This is a genomic window from Panacagrimonas perspica (assembly GCF_004364935.1).
Lineage (GTDB): Bacteria > Pseudomonadota > Gammaproteobacteria > Nevskiales > Nevskiaceae > Panacagrimonas > Panacagrimonas perspica.
This window is the reverse complement of record NZ_SOBT01000010.1, coordinates 79,091-95,724: the sequence shown is the minus strand read 5'-3', so window position 1 is coordinate 95,724 and position 16,634 is coordinate 79,091. Positions and strand designations below refer to the sequence as shown.

The following is a 16,634-nucleotide window of genomic DNA, read 5'->3' as shown; positions in this document are numbered from 1 at the left end:
AGGCCCAAGTATCTCGGGCCGGTCCACGTGACCGGCCTTTTTTTGTCCTGCCGTCCGGAGGCCGTAGGACAAAAAGTTGCCACTTGCGCGGCAGCCGTGCACATTCGGCGTTACCGCGTGGTTCACCCCCAAGGATTTTTTGCGCCCAATGTCGCTGCGCGCCAAGACGAAATACGTGCCGGCGGCCAAGCCCGCGTCGAACGCGGGCGTCACTTTGTACTGCTCGGCCGATCAGGTGGGCTGCCACTGGGTGCGGCTGGTGCTGGCGGAGAAGGATGTCCCCGGTGCGCGCGTCCTGGTGCAGGTCGCGGGGCGGCTCAGCGAGGATCTGGCGGTGCTGAATCCGGCCCAGAGCCTGCCCACCCTCACCGATCGCGAGACGGTGATCTACCCGGCCCGGTTGATCGCAGAATTCCTGGACGAGCGTTATCCGCATCCGCCGATGATGCCGCCCGAAGCCGCGCTGCGGGCCCGGCTGCGCATGGCCATGGGGCAGCTCGAACAGGACTGGTTGGTGCTGGTGAAGACCATCGAGTCCGCGCCTGCCGCGCAGGCGCGCGCAGCGCGCAAACAGCTGTCCGACCAGCTCGCCGCCAACGGCCGCCTGTTCCCGGCGCGCGGATGGTTCCTCGGTCTCGAATTCGGCATCGCCGACTGCGCGTGGGCTGCGCTGCTCTGGCGTCTGGCCTCGCTCAAGCTGCAGCTGCCCTCGGGCGGGGAACCCATTCGGCGCTATGCGGAGCGCGTCTTCGCGCGACCGGCGTTCGCGGCGAGCCTGGTGGAGTCACAACGGACGGCGGCGTCCAAGGGACAGAGATAGAATTGCACGACGATGAGTCAACGTTCCCGCCGTCCCTACCTGATACGCGCCATCTACGACTGGGCGACCGATAACGGCTTCACGCCGCACCTGCTGGTGGCTGCGGACGTCGAAGGCGTCAATGTGCCGCGCGAGTACGTCCAGGAAGGACGTATCACGCTCAACATCAGTCCGATGGCCGTGCAAAGCCTCGACCTGCAGGCCGATCCGATCTGGTTCTCCGCACGCTTCGGCGGCCGCGCCTGCGAGGTGCTGGTTCCGGTCGGCGCCGTGCTCGCCGTGTTCGCGCGCGAGAACGGCGAGGGCATCGTCTTTGGTGACATCGAGACGCCGCCGCCGAAGGACGAAGTGCCCGAGCCGGTCAAGGAAGACAGCGGTCCTCCGAAGCCGAAGGCTGGCGGGCGCGGCCATCTGCGCGTGGTGAAGTAGCGCGCGACGGCGCCGAAAAAGCTTTTGTCGCAAAGGGCGCAAAGGAAAAAGAAAGAACGCAAAAGGATTGATAACAAAATCTCTGCGCCCTCTCTTTTTCCTTTGCGCCCTTTGCGTTGAAGGCTTTTCCTCTCCAACGGAGCGGAGACCCAAGTCCTACTCGGCAGCGTCGGGAAGCGTCTTTCCAGGATTCAGGATTCCTTCCGGGTCGAATACGCGCTTGATCTGGCGCATCACCGCCAGCGCGGGCGCCGCGACTTCCCAAGCGACGAAATCGCGCTTGTCGATGCCCACGCCGTGCTCTCCGGACAGCGTTCCGTCGAGGCTCAGCACCAGCCGGAACATCGCATGCAGGCAGGCTTCGATCGCCCCGGCCTGCGCAGGATCCGAGGGGTCGGCCAGGATGTTCACGTGCAGGTTGCCGTTGCCGGCATGACCGAAGCTGACGATGCGCAGGCCGTGCTCGCGTGACAGCGCGCCCAGACCCGAGACCAGTTCTGGCAGCCGCGTGATCGGCACTGCCACGTCCTCGTTGATCTTGCGCGGCGCCAGCTTGCGCAGGGACGGAGACAGCGCCTTGCGTGCGGCCCACAGGTCTTCGGACTCGGCGCGCGAGGCGGCGCTGCGCAGTTCGACGAGGCCATCGCCGCGTGCGGCATTCGAGATCGCGATCGTGTCGGCCTCCAGCCCCGCGCCATCACCGTCGACGTCGATCAGCAGCAGCGCGCCGGTGTCCGCCGGGATCCCGCAGTCGCGCCAGGCCTGCGCGAGCGCCACCGCATCGGTGTCGAAAAATTCCAGCGCGCAGGGCGCGGCAGGCTGACCCATGATCCGCGTCACGGCCTGGATCGCCGAAGACACGTCGCGATAGGCCACGCGCAAGGTGCGCAGACCCGCTGGCCTCGGCAGGAGCTTGAGCGTGGCGCGCGTGATCAGGCCGAGCGTGCCCTCGCTGCCGACCAGCAGACGCGTGAGGTCGTAGCCGACGACGCCCTTGGTCGTGTGGCAGCCACTGCGGATCAGCTCCCCGGTGCCGAGCACCGCGTTCAGTCCGAGCACGTTCTCGCGAGCCGTTCCGTACTTCACGGCGCGGGGTCCACCTGCGCCGCACGCGATGTTGCCGCCAACCGAGGCGAAGTCCGCGCTCGTGGGGTCGGGCGCCCAGAACAATCCATGCGCCGCCGCGGCGCGCTGCACGTCGCTGTTCGTGCAGCCGGCTTCGCACTCGATCAGCCGGTCACCGGGCGACAGCGAAAGAATGCGATTCATCCGCTCCATGGACACGACGACGCCGCCCTCGACAGGCACGGTCGCGCCCGTTGTGTTGGTGCCGCGTCCGCGGGGCGTGAGGGCTATTCGAAACTGCCGGCAGGCCCGCACCAGGGCCACGACCTCGTTCTCGTCCATCGGGAACGCGACCGCCTGAGGCAGCGATACGCGGCGCGAGTTGTCGTAGGCATAGGGGAGGCAGTCGGCCGCCTCGAAGTAGATCCGGTCGGGCGGCAGCGCAGCGCGCAGGCCGGCGATCGCGGCAGCGGACAGCGCGCTCACGGACTTTGGAATGAAAGACGCCGACATCGCCTAGTCGCTCGCGTCGAACGCGGCCTGGATCCACTCGATGCGATCAGAAGCGTCGAGCGCGACGACGTCGAAGCGCGCAGGCAGTCGCGCGAGGTCCGGTCGCTGGGCGAGCAGCGCGCGCGCCGCCACGACGACCTTGGCCTGCTTGCGCGCATCGACGGTTTCCGCGGCGGTCCCGAAGTTCGCGTTCGATCGCTTGCGCACTTCGATGATGACCAGCGCGTCCGCATCGCGCATGACCAGGTCCAGTTCGCCGCCGCGTGCGCGAACGTTGCGGTCGATCAGCTTGAGTCCGCGCGCTTCGAGAAAGCGCAGAGCGAGATCTTCTGCGCTCGCCCCGTTCACAGCGGGTTGGCGTTGGCGGAAGGGCGCCCGTCGACGATGGGACGACAGGCGAGCCGTCGCGTGATGCGGTTGTCCGGTCCCAGCGTCAATCGGCCGCTCGCGGCATCCATTTCGCGACCGCCGGAGAATGCGTCGCGCGCTCGCACGATGCGAAACGCATCGGTGCCGAGCGCGAACAGCCGCGGCTGGTCGCGCAACGCTTCGGGGAACAGGTCGCGCAGCCGCTCGCGTTCGCTGGCCCAGGTGCCGGTGTCGTCGAGCACCCAGGGCATGTCGCACAGGCGCAGGCCGTCGATCTGCCGATCCACCAGGCCGGTATGCGCGGCCGACACGGTGTAGGCAGGCAGATCGCGCGCGCGGAAGAAGTCGAGTTGCGGCACGAGCAGGCGGGCTTCGGTTGCACGCAATGGCGCGAACAGCAGCGCGGCGTCGTCACGCGGACGCGGTTCGAACACGCTCGATTCGCCGAGCACGCGATCCAGCGCCGCGTGCCGCTGCGCGCTGTTGTCGAGCTTCAGCAGGTCGCGCAGCGGGCGCCCGAAATCGCGGGTGCCGTTCGGAAGTCGCGTGGTCTGCAGGACGGTGCCGCCTTGTTCTTCGAACTGGCGCCGGAACGCGGCCAGCGCACGCTCACCCCAGTCGGTGTTGGGCACCAGCGCCAGCGCAGTCAGACGACCCGTCGCAACCGCATCGTTGGCCACGGCCCGCGCTTCGTCTTCGGGCGCCAGTCCGAATTGCAGGGCGCCGCCGATCGAGCCGTCGACATAATTCAGTGTGAGCCAGGGAAGCGGGCCTGCCTGTCGTGCGATCGCAGATACGCCTTCCTTGGTCAGCGGCCCGATCACGGTTCCCGCGCCATCGCGAACGGCGTTCTGGTAGGCGGCCGCAGCCTGAGTGGCCTCGTTGCCGGTGTCGTAGACGCGCAGCGGCGCGCGTGGTTCGGGCGATGCGAACCAGGCCGCGATGAAACCGTCGCGCACCGCGCGTCCGGCCGAAGCCAGGCTGCCGCTGACCGGCAGCAACAGTGCGTAGCCGCCGGACAGGGACGCCTGCATGCCGACCGTCGCGGTCGACGCCGCAGCGACGCGATCCGGCGAAACGCTAGGTTCGCTGGCTTTCACCAGCGCCGCCTTGGTCGCGCCGGGGTGCCCGGGATTGCGCTGGGACCACGCCGCGATCGCGCTGGTGGAGGGACCTTCCTGCAGCACCCGTGCGAGGTCCAGCCACCCGCGGGTCATCGGTTCTTCGGCCGAGACGCCGGCCAGCGCGCCGGGCGAAAACGGCGTCGAGACCAGCCCGTTCCAGATCTGTTCGCGATTGTCCGCGATCGACGTGGCCGAACTGAGCAGGCGCTCGCGCGCCACCAGCGTGCGCACGCCGGACACGACGTCGCCGGACATGAAGTACGCGGCGGCTCGCAATTGCTCCATGCGCGCGGACAGCGCACCGACCTGCGCACTCGGCGGCGGCAGTGCGCGCAGGACGGTGGCCGGTTGCCGGCGGCGCAGGCCGATTTCCGCGCGCACGAGCTGCATGCGTGCGACCTGCATGGCATCGAGGGAACCGCTGGGAATGCGCGAAAGCAGGCTTTCGGCCGCCTTGTCGTCACCGGCGGCCATGGCGGCCTCCGCCTCACCGATCAGGCCGGCGGTCGGGGGGCCCAGGAACGGCGGCGCGCTCCAGGCCAGTGTTGAGCACGATAGAAGGAGGGCGGCAGCGAGGCGAGGCAGTTTCATCGCGATAAAGTATGGCACGCAGCATCCGGCTGCCTCTGCGAAGCTCCTCTTGAACGACCCGTCGTCCCCCGAAGTCGAGGTGCGTGCCGGCTGCCTGTACGTGGTCGCCACCCCGATCGGCAATCTCGGTGATCTGGCACCGCGCGCACAGCGCGTGCTGGCGCAGGTGACGCGGATCGCGGCCGAGGACACGCGCAACACGGCGACATTGCTGACGCACTTCGGCATCCGCACACCGATGCTGGCGCTGCACGATCACAACGAGGATCGCATCGCCGCTTCGGTCGTCGAGGCCTTGCAACGCGGGGAATCGCTGGCGCTGGTTTCGGACGCTGGTACGCCGTTGGTCTCCGATCCCGGGTTTTCGCTGGTGCGTGCGGCGCGTGCGGCAGGTTGCGAAGTGATCGCCATCCCGGGCGCTTGCGCGGCCGTCGCCGCGCTGTCGATTGCCGGCCTGCCCAGCGACAGCTTCCTCTTCGCCGGCTTCCTGCCGCCCAAGTCGGGCGCACGGCGTGAGCGCATCCAGCAGCTCGCGCGCGAGCCCCGCAGCGTCATCGTCTACGAGTCGAGCCATCGCATCGCGGACTGTGCGCGCGACTTGGCGGATCTGCTCGGCGAACGGCGCGTGATGCTCGCTCGCGAGATCACCAAGCGCTTCGAACAGAGCGTGCTGTGCGAAGCGCGCGCGCTGCCTGAATGGCTGGCCGCTGATCCCAATCGCGAGCGTGGTGAATTCGTGCTCGTGATCGAGGCGGCCGCCGATGTCGACGCTTCGCTGCTGGAAGCGGAGAAAGTGCTGAAAATCCTGATGGGCGAGCTCCCCGCAGCGCGTGCTGCGAAGGTCGCGGCGGCCCTCACCGGCCTGCGCAAGAACGAGCTCTACGAGCTCGCGCTGAAGATTTCCGGCGATCGCGGCGCGCCGGACGCGTAGAATCGCAACTGGAGTTGGCCGAACGATCGCTGCTGTCGCAAGACAGGGGAGGAAAGTCCGGGCTCCGCAGGGCAGGACACCAGGTAACGCCTGGGAGCCGCGAGGCTACGGAAAGTGCCACAGAGAACGAACCGCCGATGGCCTGGATAAAACCAGGATCAGGTAAGGGTGAAAAGGTGCGGTAAGAGCGCACCGCGTCGCTGGTAACAGGGACGGCACGGAAAACCCCGTCCGGAGCAAGACCAAATAGGGAAGGACGTGCCGAAAGGCACAACGCGTGGCCCACGCGCCTTCCGGGTAGGTTGCTGGAGCGCCGCGGTGACGCGGCGCCTAGAGGAATGATCGTTCTCGACAGAACCCGGCTTACAGGCCGACTCCTTTTGTCTTCTGTGCCGTTCGTCGTCGATTCCGCGCCCTTTGGTAGGCGCACCGAGCGACGAGCCTGGGCCACTTGGGCGCCTTACATGAAGTAAGTGCGCCATCTCCCTGTTTTTTATGACTTTACGAAATCCGGACGCTGCCGGAGCTAAGCGTTTGTTCTCGCGCGATTTTTTGGTGAAAACCGCTTGTAGGGGGTAGGTGTGTGGTTTATAGTGCCTTGAAGGGGTAAGAAGTGGGCGATTGTGGGGAGTCGTCCAAGCCATCAGGGGCAGCGCGTGTTTACTGGGTCGCATCAACTGACCATCGATGAGAAGGGTCGCCTCGCGATCCCGGCGCGCTATCGCGAGGAACTGGCCGAGTCCTGCCGCTCGCAGCTCGTCATCACCCGCGGCCCGAATCCCTGCCTCGAGATCTATCCCGCGCATGAGTTCCTCCGCGTGGCCGACGAGATCGACCTCATGGAAGACCGCGAGCAAGCCGAGTTGGTCAAGAGCGTGTTCGTGGGTCTGGCCTGCGAGACCGAGATTGACAAGCAGGGTCGCGTGCTGCTGCCGCCGTTGCTGCGTCGGTACGCGCGGTTCAACGGATCCGGCGTGCTGATGGGGCAAACCCGGCGTTTCGATCTATGGCCCGAGGATGCCTGGAATGAGCGCTTCGGCGACGGGCCCGGCAGCATCCTGCCTGGCATCGCGTCTGCGTTCCGGACGCTGAAGCGGTGATCGGCCCACATGCTCGCCCTGACCGCCGCCGATCCCACTGCGCACCGGCGCGGATCGACTAGCCCGATGCTCGAACATCGTCCGGTGATGCTCACGGAAGCACTCGCCGGACTCGCCCCGCGATCCGGCGGCATCTACGTGGACGGCACTTTCGGCCGCGGCGGACACAGCGCGGCGATTCTCGATGCCATCGGCGACGACGGCGTGCTGCACGCGCTGGATCGCGATCCGCTGGCGACGCAGACGGCCTGGACGCGCTTCGGCACGCGCCCGAATTTCCGCATCCATCGCCGCAATTTTTCGGAACTGGCGGTGTTGGGCGAAGAGCTCGGCCTCGTCGGTCGCGTCGATGGCCTGCTGCTGGACCTGGGCGTGTCCTCGCCGCAGTTCGACGACGCCGAGCGCGGGTTCTCGTTCTCCAACGACGGCCCGCTCGACATGCGCATGGATCCGGATTCGGGCGAGTCGGCCGCGCAGTGGTTGGCGCGCGCGAAGGCCGACGAGATCGCGGACGTGCTGTGGACGTACGGCGAAGAGCGTGCGAGCCGTCGCATCGCACGACGCCTCGTCGAAGCCCGCGTCGAGACACCGATCGAGCGCACCGGCCAGCTTGCCGAGCTGATCGCGCGTGCCGCGCCGGGTCCGCGCCAGAAAATCCATCCGGCCACGCGCAGCTTCCAGGCGATCCGCATCTTCATCAACGGCGAACTCGATGCGCTGACCGCGGCGCTCGAAGCGAGCGTGTCGCTGCTCGCGCCGGGAGGACGGCTCGCGGTCATCAGCTTCCACTCGCTGGAAGACCGCATGGTCAAGCGCTTCATCCGCGAGTCGGGTGTGACCCGGCGCGAGTCACCGTTCCAGCATCGCTTCGATCCGTCACCGCAGATGGCGGCGGAAACGACGTCTCATTTTCGCGCGGTCTCGCGCGACTTCCCGAGCGAAGCGGAGTGCGACAGCAACTACCGCGCGCGCAGCGCGGTCCTGCGCGTGGCGGAGCGGCTCGCATGAAACGACTCTGGCAACGCTTCCGCCTTGCGCTGCTCGAATCGCGTCCGACGAAGGGGCTGATGCTGCCGCTGATGCTGTCGTTGATGGTGATCGGATCGGCGCTGTACGCCATTCGCGTCAAGCACGACAACCGCAGCCTGACCACCGAGATCGAGCGCGCGCGCGTCGAACGCGAGCGCATGCAGATGGAGTGGTCGCAGCTGCAACTCGAGGAAGCGGCGCTCTCGCATCACGCCCGCATCGAGAACACCGCGCGTACGCAGCTCGGCATGGCCGAGCCGCGGGACTACGTGATCGTCAACCAGTCCACCGCCGATCGCGTCCCGTGAGCAACGACGTCAACTACAAGCTCAAGCCGGTCCAGCGCTGGCGCCGACTGGCGGTACTCGGCCTGCTGGGCGTCGGCTCGCTGCTGGTCTGCGGCCGGGCGTTTCACCTGCAAGTGGTCGAGCGCGAGTTCCTGACCAAGCAGGGTGACAAGCGCCAGGTTCGCGTGGTGACGCTGCCGGGTCATCGTGCGGCGATCCGCGACCGTCGTGGCGAACCGCTGGCGCTGTCGGCTCCCGTGGATTCGATCTGGTGTGTTCCGTCCGCGCTGCTGGCCTCGCCCGAGCACGTCGCGGCGCTGGCCAAGGTGCTCAAGCAGACGCCGCGCGAGCTGACCCAGTTCCTCGACGAGCGCGCCACGCGTCAGTTCGTCTACATCGAGCGCGGCCTGCCGCCGGATGAGGCCCGCCGCGTACTCGCGCTCAAGGCGCCCGGTGTGTTCTCGACGCGCGAATACCGCCGCTATTACCCGGCGGGCGAAGTCGCCGGCCAGATCGTGGGCTTCACCGACGTCGACGGCCGTGGCCAGGAAGGCATGGAGATGTCGTACGACGAGACGTTGCGCGGCATCGCCGGCTCGCGCCGCGTGATCCGCGACGCGCGCGGGCGCATCGTCGAAGACACCGACGACGCGGTGCCCGCGCAGCCCGGCGCCGATCTCGCGCTGTCGATGGATCTGCGCCTGCAGTATCTGGCGTACCGCGAACTCAAGAATTCGGTCCTGGCCAATCGCGCCAAGGGCGGACTGGTGGTGGTGGCGGATGCGCGTACCGGTGAGCTGCTCGCCGTGGCCAGCCAGCCCGGCTTCAACCCCAACAATGTCGAGGACCGCAAGCCCGGTCGCATGCGCAACCGCGCGATCGTCGACTCGTTCGAGCCGGGCTCCACCGTCAAGCCGCTGCTGGTCGCGCAGGCGCTGGAGATCGGCGCCTTCCGTCCGAACAGCCACATCGATACCGGTGCGGGCTGGATGCAGGTCGGTCGCCTGACGGTGCGCGACGTCCACGCGCAGGGCGATGCCGACATCGCGACCTTGCTGGCGAAGTCGAGCAACGTGGCCGCCGCGAAGATCGGCATGCAGATCGGCGCCGAGAATGTCTGGCAGGGTTTCCAGCGCTTCGGTCTGGGTGATCGTGTCGCTTCCGGATTTCCGGGAGAGTCGGCGCCGCTGCTGCGTCCTTACATGCAGTGGGGCCAGATCGCGACCGCAACGGCTTCGTATGGTTACGGCCTGTCGGTCAACGCCCTCCATTTGGTGCGCGCCTACGCGGCACTGGGAAACGATGGCCTGATGCCGCATCTGCGGCTGACGATGGATCAGCCGCTGCAGCCTCCGCAGCGCGCGGTCAGCGCCGAAACGGCACGCGAACTGCGCCGCATGCTCGAGCTCGTCGCCATGCGCGGCGGCACCGCCTCGCGTGCGGCGATCCCGGGCTATCGCGTCGCCGGCAAGACCGGGACGGTGCGCAAGGTCGCAGCGACGGGCGGATACGACACCGATCGTCACCAGTCGGTCTTCATCGGCATGGTGCCCGCCGAGAACCCGCGCCTGATCGGCCTGGTGATGATCGACGAACCGGCTGCGGGCGATTACTACGGCGGTGTCGTGGCTGCGCCGGTGTTCTCCACGGTGCTGCAGGGCGCGCTGCGCTTGCTGCAGATCGCGCCGGATGCCTGCAGCAAGGACTGCCCGCCCGATGTGCCGCCGGCACAACTCGCGATGCCTTCCGGTGTGGACGTTGCGGAGCCGCGAACGTGAGTTTCGCTACGCGGGAGCACTCGCTCGAAGGCCTTCTGGCGGGCTTCGCCAGTTCGATTCCGCCACTCGCCGTCACCGGCCTCGCGCTCGATTCGCGCCGGGTGAACGCAGGCGATGCCTTCCTCGCGGTGCGCGGCTCGCGTGAACACGGGCTCGCGCATCTTCCGCAGGCGCTGGTCCGGGGCGCGGGCGCAATCCTGTGGGAACCGGCGAACGACGCGCATGCGCCGCAGACGACCGTGCCTTGCGTGGCCGTCGATCAGCTCGGTGCGCGGGTCGGCGAGATCGCGGCCCGTTTCTACGGACGTCCGGCGGATCGCATGTACGTGGCTGGCGTCACCGGCACCGACGGCAAGACCTCCACCGCACATCTGATCGCGCAGGCCTTCGAGCAGCTCGGCCGTCCCTGCGCTTATCTGGGAACGCTCGGCACCGGCCGGCTCGCGAGCCTCGACGTCGCCACCCACACGACGCCCGATCCGATCGCCCTGCATGCGCGGCTCGCCGATTTCGAAGCCGAAGGCGTCGACGCCTGCGCGATGGAAGTGTCCTCGCACGCGCTGGATCAGAATCGCGTCGGCGGCGTGAGTTTCGACGCCGTCGTGCTGACCAACCTGTCGCGCGACCACCTGGATTACCACGGCACGATCGAGCGTTACGCCGCCGCCAAGCGACGCTTGTTCGAGAGCGACGATGCACGGGCGTTGATCCTGAATCGCGACGACGCGCAGGGCGCGCAGTGGATGGCGCAGATCGCGGCGACGTCACGCGCGGATCGGCTCTGCGCCTATGGCCTGGATGGCGCCACACCTTCGACAGCGCACCACGTCATCGGTCGCGATCTGCGGCTGCATGAGAATGGCCTGAGCCTGGAACTCGATACGCACCAGGGTCACGCGCGGCTCGATTGCGCGCTGCTCGGTCGTTTCAACGCCTACAACCTGCTGGCAGCGGCGGCCGTGCTGCTCGAGTCCGGTCTCGGACTCGATGCCGTCCTCGCGGCGCTGCGTGCCTCGCGCACAGTGCCAGGCCGCATCGAAGGCTTCCGCGGCGCAACGTCGGGCCCCCTGGTCGTCGTCGATTACGCGCACACGCCCAAGGCCCTCGAGCAGATTCTCTCGGCGGTGCGTGCGCACACGCGCGGCCGCCTGGTCTGCGTGTTCGGTTGCGGCGGTGATCGCGATGCCGGCAAGCGTCCGCTGATGGGCGAGGTCGCCGCCCGGCTCGCGGATCGCGCCATCGTCACCGACGACAATCCCCGCAGCGAATCGCCGGCGTCGATCGCCGGGCAGATCCTGGCCGGTGTCGACGCTTCGATGCGCGACAAGCTGAGCGTCGAACACGATCGTGCCCGCGCGATTCGCGCGGCCGTTGCCGAGGCCACTTCCGGTGACGTCGTGCTCGTCGCCGGCAAGGGCCACGAGACCACGCAGACCTATGGTCGCGACGTGCGCGAGTTCAGCGATCGCGCGTTCGTCGCGCATCTGCTCGGTGCCTCGGCATGATCGCGCCCGGCACGCCGATGGCACGTCTGTCCTGGTTCGCCCAGGTAATGGGCGCACCGCTGGCCGGCGAAGACCGCGAGGTTCTGCGCGTCACGACGGATTCGCGCGACGTGCGTGCCGGCGATCTGTTCGTCGCGCTGCGCGGCGATCGTTTCGACGGGCATGACTTCGTGGCGGGTGCTGCGCGCGAAGGCGCGGTCGGCGTCGTCGTCGAGCGCGACGTGGACGCAGGATCGGCCGCGCGCCTGCGCGTCGGCGACGCGCTGGTGGCGCTGCAGGTCACCGCGCAAGCCTGGCGCAAGCGCTACGCGATGCCGGTGGTCGCGGTCACCGGCAGCAACGGCAAGACCACGACCAAGCAGTTGCTGGCGTCGGTCTTCGCTGCGCGCGGTGACGTGCTGGCGACGCGCGGCAATCTCAACAATCACATCGGCCTGCCGCTGACGCTGCTCGAGCTTCGCGAGGCGCATCGCACCGCGGTGATCGAGATGGGCGCCAATCATGCAGGCGAGATCGCGCGGCTGACGGAACTCACACAACCCGATGTCGGCGTGATCACGCAGGCGGGCGACGCGCACCTCGAGGGCTTCGGCTCCCGCGAAGGCGTCGCGCGCGCAAAGGGCGAGCTGTTCGCCGGACTGCGCGACAGCGGCATCGCGGTGATCAACGCCGACGATGCCTACGCCGACCTGTGGCGTGGTCTGGCGCGCGGCCAGCAGCTCAGCTTCGGTATCGAACTGCCGGCCGACGTGTCGGCCCGGCGCATCGAATCGGTCGACACCGGAAGCTCCTTCCAGCTCTCGATCCCGGGCGGCGATGCGCAGGTCAGGCTGCCGCTGCCGGGACGTCACAACGTCATGAACGCGCTCGCGGCGGCGGCCTGCGGTGCGGCGCTAGGTCTGGACGCCGAGGTCATCGCCGAGGGTCTTGGGCGTGTCGAATCCGCGCAGGGACGCGTGGTCTGGAAGACGACGCTGCAGGGCGCGCGCCTGATCGACGACAGCTACAACGCCAACCCGACGTCGCTGAAGGCCGGGCTGGATCTGCTGGCGCAGCAGAAGGGCGCGCGCTGGGCGGTGCTCGGCGGCATGGCCGAACTGGGTGCGTCGTCGCCGTCGCTGCACGAGCAGTGCGGACGTCATGCACGCGACCTCGGCATCGAACGTCTGTTCGTGCTCGGCCCGGCGGGCGAGCACTACGCGCGCGGTTTCGGTCGCGCCACCGAACGCTACGACGAGGCGGACGCACTGGGCCGTGCACTCGCACGTGATCTGGGCGGCGACGTCACGGTGCTGGTCAAGGGATCGCGCTCGGCGCGAATGGAAAGAATCGTGGCCGTGCTCTGCGGCGAAATCGATCAGGGGAATCACTGACGTGCTGTACCACCTCGCGATGTGGCTGAAGGAGAGCGTCAGCACCTTCAACCTGTTCAGCTATCTGTCGTTCCGGGCGATTCTCGGCGTGCTCACCGCGCTGATCTTCTCGTTCGTGTTCGGCCCCCTGATGATCCGCAAGCTGCACGACTTCAAGTTCGGGCAGGTCATCCGCGAAGTCGGTCCGAAGTCGCATCAGGCCAAGACCGGAACGCCGACGATGGGCGGCGTGCTGATCCTCTGCGCGATCACGATCTCCACGCTCGCGTGGTCGGATTTGACCAACCGCTTCGTCTGGTTCGCGCTGCTGGTGACGCTGGCCTTCGGTCTCGTCGGTTTTGCCGACGACTACATCAAGATCAAGCATCGCCGGAACCTTGGACTCAACGCCAAGCAGAAGTACTTCTGGCTGTCGCTGGCGGGCTTCGGCGTGTCCAGCCTGATCTACTTCACGTCGCCCAACGCTCCGCTGTTCGACGTGTTCAGCGACGGCCGGCATTCGCTGGAGACGGCGCTGATCGTGCCGTTCTTCAAGGACGTGGCCATCCAGCTCGGCATCTTCTTCATCCCCTGGTCGTACCTGGTCATCGTCGGCACCAGCAACGCGGTGAATCTCACCGACGGTCTCGACGGCCTGGCGATCATGCCCTGCGTGCTCGTAGGTTCGGCGCTCGCGGTTTTCGCGTACTGCACCGGCAACATCAAGATCGCAATGTACCTGGGCATTCCGTACATCCCGGGCGTCGGCGAACTGGTGATCTTCTGCACGGCGCTGGCCGGCGCGGGCCTCGGGTTCCTGTGGTTCAACGCCTATCCCGCACAGGTGTTCATGGGCGACGTCGGCGCGCTGGCGCTCGGCGCGGCGCTCGGCGTCGTCGCGATCCTGGTGCGCCAGGAACTCGTGCTCGTCGTGATGGGCGGCGTGTTCGTCGCCGAGACGGTGTCGGTGATGCTGCAGGTCGGCTACTTCAAGTACAGCGGCGGCAAGCGCATCTTCCGCATGGCGCCGCTGCACCATCACTACGAACTCAAGGGCTGGCCCGAGCCCAAGATCATCGTGCGCTTCTGGATCATCACGCTGATCCTGGTGCTGATCGGTCTGTCGACGCTGAAGGTGCGCTGAGATGACCCAGGCGCAGCGCCAGCCGGAATCGAACGTCGCGAACTCCATCGCCGGGCAGCGTCTGCTCGTCGTCGGGCTCGGCGCGTCCGGAACCTCGGCGCTGCGTTACCTCGCTCGCCAGGGTGCGGATCTGGTCGTGACCGATTCGCGCGCCGCGCCGTCGGGAATCGAACAACTGCGCGCCGAATTTCCGAAGGCTGAATTCCGTCTCGGCGCGTTCGATGCGCCGCGCCCGCTGTCGCAGTTCTCCGAGGCCATCGTCTCGCCCGGCGTCTCGCTCGACGAGCCGTTCGTGAAGGAGCTCGCGGCAGCGCGTGTGCCGCTGATCGGCGATGTCGAACTGTTCGCGCGCGTTGTGAATGCCCCGGTCGTCGGCATCACCGGCAGCAACGGCAAGAGCACGGTGACGACGCTGGTCGGCGAGATGGCGAAGGCCGCGGGATGGAACGTGAAGGTCGGCGGCAACCTGGGTACGCCAGCGCTCGACCTGCTCGCTGCCGATGCGCAGCTCTACGTGCTCGAACTCTCCAGCTTCCAGCTCGAGACGACGCACACGCTGGCCTGCCGTGCGGCGACGTTCCTGAACCTGTCGGAAGATCATCTCGACCGCCACGGCACGATGGACGCCTACGGCGCCATCAAGTCGAGCGTGTTCCGCCATTGCGACGTGGCCGTGGTCAATCGCGACGATGCGGTCACGCGAATGGGTTCGCAGCAGGCTCGCGCCGTGACGAGCTTCGGTCTGGATGCGGCCGCCGGCTCCGACTACGGCGTGACCGGGATCGAGGGCGCGCGCTGGCTGGCCCAGGGCGACGTCGCACTGTTTGCGCAGTCCGCGTTGCGGATCCAGGGCCTGCACAACCTGGCGAATGCGCTCGCGGCGCTGGCACTCGCGGACGCCGCCGGCATTCCGCGCGAAGCCAGCCTGCGCGCGCTGCAGGCCTTTCCCGGTCTGCCGCATCGTTGTGAATTCGTCGCCCGTCGTGGTGACATCACCTGGCTCAACGATTCCAAGGGCACCAACGTCGGTTCGACGCTGGCGGCGCTCAAGGGTCTGGACGCGCCGATCGTCTGGCTCGGTGGCGGTCAGGGCAAGGGCCAGGATTTCGCGCCGCTCGCGCGGCCGCTGGCCGAGAAGGGCCGCGCCGCGCTGTTGTTCGGACAAGACGCGCAGGCGATCGAGGACGCGATCTTCGGCGCGCTGCCGGTCTATCGCGAAGACGACATGAATGCGGCGCTGCATCGTGCGCGCTCGCTCGCACAGCCCGGTGATCGCGTACTGCTGTCGCCCGCTTGCGCCAGCCTCGACCAGTTCCGCAACTACGTCGAGCGCGGCGATCGCTTCTCCGCCTGGGTCCGGGAGAACGCATGAATTTCACCTGGCCGCGCTGGAACGCCGAACCGCAGCAGCTCTCGCTGCCGTTGCCGCGTGCGCAAGTCGGCCTCGATCCTCTGCTGTGCGCGGTCGTGGCCGGGCTGCTCGCCTGGGGCCTGGTGATGGTGGCGTCGGCGTCGGTGGCGCAGGCGCAGAAGATGACGGGCGATCCGTTCTATTACTTCTATCGCCAGCTCGCGTTCACCGGCATCGGCGGGCTGATGGCCTGGGCCGCGTTCTGCGTGCCGATGCATGTGTGGGAACGCAAGAGCGGTCTGCTCGCAGTCGGCGGCATCGTGCTGCTGCTCGTCGTGCTGATCCCGGGCATCGGCGTGAAGGTGAACCACGCGCGTCGCTGGATCGACCTTGAGTTCATCCGCATCCAGGCATCCGAACCCGCGCGACTGGCGCTGATCATGTATCTGGCGGGCTACATCGTGCGCCGGCAGGGCCGTCTGCAGAACACGCTCGGCGGATTGCTGGTGCCCTTCCTGCCGCTGATGTTCGCCGGCGTGCTGCTGTTGCTGGAGCCGGACTTCGGTGCAACGGCGATCCTGATCGCGGTCGCATTCATCATGCTGTTCCTCGGCGGCGCGCGGCTGTTCTATCTGGGCGGTGTCGTCGCCTGTGCGACCGCCGGGCTGGCGGTCATCGCGACGGCCGAGGCGTATCGCCTGCGCCGCCTGATGAACTTCACCGATCCGTTCGCCGACATGGAGAACGCCGGCTGGCAGCTCGCCAACTCGCTGATCGCGGTGGGTCGCGGCGAGTGGACCGGCGTGGGTCTGGGCAACAGCGTGCAGAAGCTGCTGTACCTGCCCGAGATGCACACCGACTTCATCTTCGCGATCCTCGCCGAGGAGTTCGGCCTGTTCGGCGTGCTGGTGCTGATCGCGATGTTCGGCGTGCTGGTGTGGCGCGGCTTTCGTATCGGTGCGCAGGCCGAAGCGCTGGGCGAGCGTTTCAAGGCCTGCCTGGTGTATGGCCTGACCTCGTGGCTGGGCCTGCAGGCGCTGATCAACATGGCCGTGAACATGGGCGCGCTCCCCACCAAGGGGCTGACCTTGCCGCTGATGAGCTACGGCGGCTCCTCGCTGATCACGGTGATGGTGCTGATCGCGTTGATCCTGCGCGTGGACTACGAAAACCGGCTGGCCGCGGAACGCGCGGCGAGGCGGGCGGGATGAGCGGAATGCCCAAGACAGGTCGCGGTTTTTCCTCG

The 16,634-nt window shown here is 67.6% G+C and carries 15 protein-coding genes and 1 other RNA gene; 13 read left to right on the top strand and 3 right to left on the bottom strand.

Annotated features, from left to right (window positions below; genetic code table 11):
- Nucleotides 1-148 precede the first annotated feature (148 nt).
- The gene (locus DFR24_RS17150; RefSeq protein ID WP_133882659.1) at nucleotides 149-820 is read left to right on the top strand and encodes a glutathione S-transferase N-terminal domain-containing protein; all 672 of its coding nucleotides are present in this window, start codon (nucleotides 149-151) and stop codon (nucleotides 818-820) included.
- Nucleotides 821-832: 12 nt separating this feature from the next.
- Entirely contained in the window at nucleotides 833-1,249 is a 417-nt protein-coding gene (locus DFR24_RS17145; RefSeq protein WP_133882658.1) for a ClpXP protease specificity-enhancing factor, read from the top strand.
- Nucleotides 1,250-1,405: 156 nt separating this feature from the next.
- Here DFR24_RS17145 and DFR24_RS17140 read toward each other — a convergent pair whose 3' ends face one another.
- From DFR24_RS17140 to DFR24_RS17130, 3 genes are read right to left on the bottom strand one after another with little or no spacing between them, the layout of a single operon-like run.
- Nucleotides 1,406-2,827 (bottom strand): FAD-binding oxidoreductase, encoded by a 1,422-nt coding sequence (locus tag DFR24_RS17140; RefSeq protein ID WP_133882657.1) that lies wholly within the window; start codon nucleotides 2,825-2,827, stop codon nucleotides 1,406-1,408.
- A gap of 3 nt (nucleotides 2,828-2,830) precedes the next feature.
- Entirely contained in the window at nucleotides 2,831-3,175 is a 345-nt protein-coding gene (locus DFR24_RS17135; RefSeq protein WP_133882656.1) for a YraN family protein, read from the bottom strand.
- Nucleotides 3,172-4,794: a penicillin-binding protein activator gene (locus DFR24_RS17130; protein ID WP_162851284.1), complete on the bottom strand. Its 1,623-nt coding sequence runs from the start codon at nucleotides 4,792-4,794 to the stop codon at nucleotides 3,172-3,174. Before DFR24_RS17130 ends, DFR24_RS17135 begins: the two co-directional genes overlap by 4 nt.
- Nucleotides 4,795-4,960: 166 nt before the next feature.
- Between DFR24_RS17130 and rsmI the strand changes: the two genes are divergently transcribed.
- The 11 genes from rsmI to ftsW all read left to right on the top strand — a co-directional run bounded on the left by rsmI (nucleotide 4,961) and on the right by ftsW (nucleotide 16,599).
- Entirely contained in the window at nucleotides 4,961-5,842 is an 882-nt protein-coding gene (gene rsmI / locus DFR24_RS17125) for a 16S rRNA (cytidine(1402)-2'-O)-methyltransferase (RefSeq protein WP_246051696.1), read from the top strand.
- A gap of 10 nt (nucleotides 5,843-5,852) precedes the next feature.
- Nucleotides 5,853-6,224: RNase P RNA component class A (rnpB, locus tag DFR24_RS17120), an RNA gene on the top strand.
- Nucleotides 6,225-6,498: 274 nt separating this feature from the next.
- Nucleotides 6,499-6,942: a division/cell wall cluster transcriptional repressor MraZ gene (gene mraZ, locus DFR24_RS17115; RefSeq protein WP_162851283.1), complete on the top strand. Its 444-nt coding sequence runs from the start codon at nucleotides 6,499-6,501 to the stop codon at nucleotides 6,940-6,942.
- Nucleotides 6,943-6,951: 9 nt separating this feature from the next.
- A complete protein-coding gene (gene rsmH / locus DFR24_RS17110; protein ID WP_407075124.1) occupies nucleotides 6,952-7,950 on the top strand; it encodes a 16S rRNA (cytosine(1402)-N(4))-methyltransferase RsmH in 999 nt (332 codons plus the stop codon).
- Complete coding sequence (gene ftsL / locus DFR24_RS17105; protein WP_133882652.1) at nucleotides 7,947-8,279, top strand: cell division protein FtsL; 333 nt, start codon at nucleotides 7,947-7,949, stop codon at nucleotides 8,277-8,279. Before rsmH ends, ftsL begins: the two co-directional genes overlap by 4 nt.
- Nucleotides 8,276-10,036 carry a peptidoglycan D,D-transpeptidase FtsI family protein gene (locus DFR24_RS17100; RefSeq protein ID WP_133882651.1) on the top strand — a complete coding sequence of 587 codons (1,761 nt, stop codon included), beginning with the start codon at nucleotides 8,276-8,278 and terminating at the stop codon, nucleotides 10,034-10,036. The genes ftsL and DFR24_RS17100 overlap by 4 nt, the downstream gene beginning before the upstream one ends.
- Nucleotides 10,033-11,541 (top strand): UDP-N-acetylmuramoyl-L-alanyl-D-glutamate--2,6-diaminopimelate ligase, encoded by a 1,509-nt coding sequence (locus DFR24_RS17095; protein ID WP_133882650.1) that lies wholly within the window; start codon nucleotides 10,033-10,035, stop codon nucleotides 11,539-11,541. The genes DFR24_RS17100 and DFR24_RS17095 overlap by 4 nt, the downstream gene beginning before the upstream one ends.
- Nucleotides 11,538-12,914, top strand: coding sequence for a UDP-N-acetylmuramoyl-tripeptide--D-alanyl-D-alanine ligase (locus DFR24_RS17090; protein ID WP_246051695.1), 1,377 nt, complete (start codon nucleotides 11,538-11,540; stop codon nucleotides 12,912-12,914). The genes DFR24_RS17095 and DFR24_RS17090 overlap by 4 nt, the downstream gene beginning before the upstream one ends.
- A gap of 1 nt (nucleotide 12,915) precedes the next feature.
- A complete protein-coding gene (gene mraY / locus DFR24_RS17085; RefSeq protein ID WP_301331392.1) occupies nucleotides 12,916-14,037 on the top strand; it encodes a phospho-N-acetylmuramoyl-pentapeptide-transferase in 1,122 nt (373 codons plus the stop codon).
- Nucleotide 14,038: 1 nt separating this feature from the next.
- The gene (murD, locus tag DFR24_RS17080) at nucleotides 14,039-15,409 is read left to right on the top strand and encodes a UDP-N-acetylmuramoyl-L-alanine--D-glutamate ligase (protein WP_133882649.1); all 1,371 of its coding nucleotides are present in this window, start codon (nucleotides 14,039-14,041) and stop codon (nucleotides 15,407-15,409) included.
- On the top strand, nucleotides 15,406-16,599 hold the full coding sequence (gene ftsW / locus DFR24_RS17075) for a putative lipid II flippase FtsW (protein WP_133882648.1): 1,194 nt from the start codon (nucleotides 15,406-15,408) through the stop codon (nucleotides 16,597-16,599). The genes murD and ftsW overlap by 4 nt, the downstream gene beginning before the upstream one ends.
- Nucleotides 16,600-16,634: the final 35 nt, after the last annotated feature.

Bases quoted from the DNA above. Each gene is read 5' to 3' on its own strand.
- ftsW (WP_133882648.1), top strand. From the start codon at position 15,406: ATGAATTTCACCTGGCCGCGCTGGAACGCCGAACCGCAGCAGCTCTCG.
- rsmH (WP_407075124.1), top strand. From the start codon at position 6,952: ATGCTCGCCCTGACCGCCGCCGATCCCACTGCGCACCGGCGCGGATCG.
- DFR24_RS17145 (WP_133882658.1), top strand. From the start codon at position 833: ATGAGTCAACGTTCCCGCCGTCCCTACCTGATACGCGCCATCTACGAC.
- DFR24_RS17150 (WP_133882659.1), top strand. From the start codon at position 149: ATGTCGCTGCGCGCCAAGACGAAATACGTGCCGGCGGCCAAGCCCGCG.
- DFR24_RS17130 (WP_162851284.1), bottom strand. From the start codon at position 4,794: ATGGCCGCCGGTGACGACAAGGCGGCCGAAAGCCTGCTTTCGCGCATT.
- murD (WP_133882649.1), top strand. From the start codon at position 14,039: ATGACCCAGGCGCAGCGCCAGCCGGAATCGAACGTCGCGAACTCCATC.
- DFR24_RS17090 (WP_246051695.1), top strand. From the start codon at position 11,538: ATGATCGCGCCCGGCACGCCGATGGCACGTCTGTCCTGGTTCGCCCAG.
- ftsL (WP_133882652.1), top strand. From the start codon at position 7,947: ATGAAACGACTCTGGCAACGCTTCCGCCTTGCGCTGCTCGAATCGCGT.
- DFR24_RS17140 (WP_133882657.1), bottom strand. From the start codon at position 2,827: ATGTCGGCGTCTTTCATTCCAAAGTCCGTGAGCGCGCTGTCCGCTGCC.